The organism is Kitasatospora sp. NPDC050463 (assembly GCF_040655255.1).
Taxonomy (GTDB): Bacteria; Actinomycetota; Actinomycetes; order Streptomycetales; family Streptomycetaceae; genus Kitasatospora.
In genome coordinates this window covers 1-2259 of the sequence record NZ_JBFAJO010000209.1, presented here as the reverse complement: position 1 = coordinate 2259, position 2259 = coordinate 1, and the positions used below count along the sequence as shown (strand labels likewise).

The following is a 2259-nucleotide window of genomic DNA, read 5'->3' as shown; positions in this document are numbered from 1 at the left end:
CGCCGCCCTGCGCGTACCTCATGCCCCAGGGCTACCGGATCCACAGCCCCACCGTCAGGCGAACAGCCCCGACATCACCCAATCAAGTTCAGTAGAGGCGAGACGGCATGGCGACATGCTTCCAGGCCGGAGCCCGGAAGGGAACAGTAGGCTTCCGGCAAGATGGCCCGTGGATAGCGTTGACCGCTCCGTGGCTGGAGTGAACCCTGGTGGACTCAGCTGTCTAGTGGCCCCGCTGCCCCGCCGCTTCCGCCAGCGAGACTGGTACCTCCGGTGGCGCGTCTCTCGGCGAGTGTGGTCGAGGCACCCGAACTGTCGACCGTAGCCGTACAGTTGTCGCTGTGTCGGTGCGGCCCGTTCGGAGGGGTGGGCTGTTGCTCGCGCTCGCTGGAATGCTATCTCGACCTACGAGTACCTCTGGGTTCCTTCGGCTTCGCTGCTTCGATCGGCAGGGTCTGGCAGTGAAGTCGATGGTGCTCAGCTGTCCGCTGGGCCGAAAGCGTTGGCCAGCTGTCCAGGCGGGCGCCGATCAGGGACGTTCGATCAGTGACGAGTAGTAGATTTGTCGGCTGATCAAGTCCGCATCGGCCCGCTGGCACCCCTGGTGCCAGCGGGCCGGCGGCCAGTTGACTTCGGAGGAATTGGATGGGAAGTGCCAAAGTCGGTTGGGGGGCTGGCTGCATCGGGCCTGGTGTCATTCTGGGTAGTCTCCATACTGGCGGACCAGGTTTCGTCATGTGTGGGTGACATCGATTCTGGACCTCGATTCGCGCTCGTCGTGTTCCTTCCGTTGTTCTTCATTCCCCAGTCGGTGCCTGGATTTTCGGCGCCTTTCCTTGCGGTGAGAACCGGACTGTCGGTCAAGTTTCGCGATCCCGGTCTCTTCGTGTTCTACTCGGCCATTCTGGTAATATTGGCGGCGGTAGGCGTTGATAGATGGTTCCTCTATCCGTCTGATGCAGATCTCGGATGCTGGGTCAAGCATTCTATCATTCGTGTGCGATTTTACAGGGAGGATGGGTTCAGTCCTGCCATCGAGCAGCTTCGGTTGAAGCGTCTAAGGGCTGTCCCGTAACTGATCTTTGGCACGAGAGTGGTCGGCTGAGATCGGATCCTGGGTCCCTCACTTTGGGAGAGGCGCCGACCTCGGTTCACCCCTGTGACCGCACGACACGGCAGCGGATGGCAGGGGCCGTCCTCCCGGCAACGTGTGGATCCGCCCGCCCGGGGAGATGAGCAGGGCCCCTGCTATTGTGCGCCGATGTCAATGATCAAGCAGTTCCAAGTGACCTTCGACTGTGCGGAACCTGCGCGCCTCGCCGCCTTCTGGTGCGAGGTGCTGGGGTACGTCGTACCGACAGTCCCGGAGGGCTTTGCCACGTGGGAGGAGTACCACCACTCGTTGCCGCCTGGGGAGGAGATCTACTTCGCGTGCACTGATCCCTCGGGTGTGGGCCCGCGCGTGCTCTTCCAGCGAGTTCCCGAAGGCAAGGTCGTCAACATCGAGGGCAACGAGTTCTGCCTCGCCTGATTCTCCTCCGAGACTGCGAGGGGGGAGCCGTCTCCCGGGGACCTCTCAGGTCTCGTATGCGGCAGAAGCTATCCCGTGAGAGCGAGGTTGTGCAGTCGGGCGATGCCGGGCATGGCGTGTCGGACGCCGTCGCCCTTGAGACGGCAGTCGCGGAGGACCTTCCAGGTCTTCATGCGGGCGAAGACGTGCTCAACGCGGGCCCGGACCTGTTTGTGCGAGCGATTGTGCTCGCGCTTCCAGGCCGGTGACTCTCCGCCCGGGGGGCGGCGGTGGGGCATGAGGAGACCGGTGCCCGGATAGCCGCCGCCGGCCATCGTGAGGGTCCTGCCCACGGCGGCCTTCGCGCCAGACTCCTCCCATGCCCGGCAGTCGTTGCGATTGCCGGGCAAAGGCTCACCGACCACAACGACCAGGCGGGTATCCGCGTCAATGACGACCTGGTGGTTGGTGGAGTACCGGTAGTTCTTTGACTGTTCAGCGATGCCGTGGTCCCGGGTAGGCACCAGGGTGCCGTCGACTACCAGCACGGCGTCCTTGGCAAACCGGCGCCGAGGCTGGAATGCGATGAGCGGGCCGAGCTGGTCGATGATGCGGTCGGCCGCCGACTTCGAGATGCCAAACAGCGGGGCTAGTTGCAATACCAGTGACTTAAGGATCGCTGATGGTAGGCTGCCTGCCCAGGAGGTGCCTGGATGCCACGCCCTGGGCAGGTCAAGCCGGCGACGGAC

1 protein-coding gene and 1 pseudogene are annotated in these 2259 nt (G+C 63.7%); one reads left to right on the top strand and one right to left on the bottom strand.

Going from position 1 to position 2259, the window contains the following annotated elements; all coding sequences use genetic code 11:
* Nucleotides 1–1261: 1261 nt before the first annotated feature.
* Nucleotides 1262–1495: pseudogene (locus AB0J08_RS41520) on the top strand (VOC family protein); the annotation flags it as partial.
* 104 nt (nt 1496–1599) lie between these two features.
* On the opposite strand, the gene AB0J08_RS41515 reads toward AB0J08_RS41520, so the two are convergent.
* Nucleotides 1600–2259, bottom strand: a 660-nt coding sequence (locus AB0J08_RS41515) for a transposase (protein ID WP_360645369.1), incomplete at its 5' end; no start/stop codon positions are given.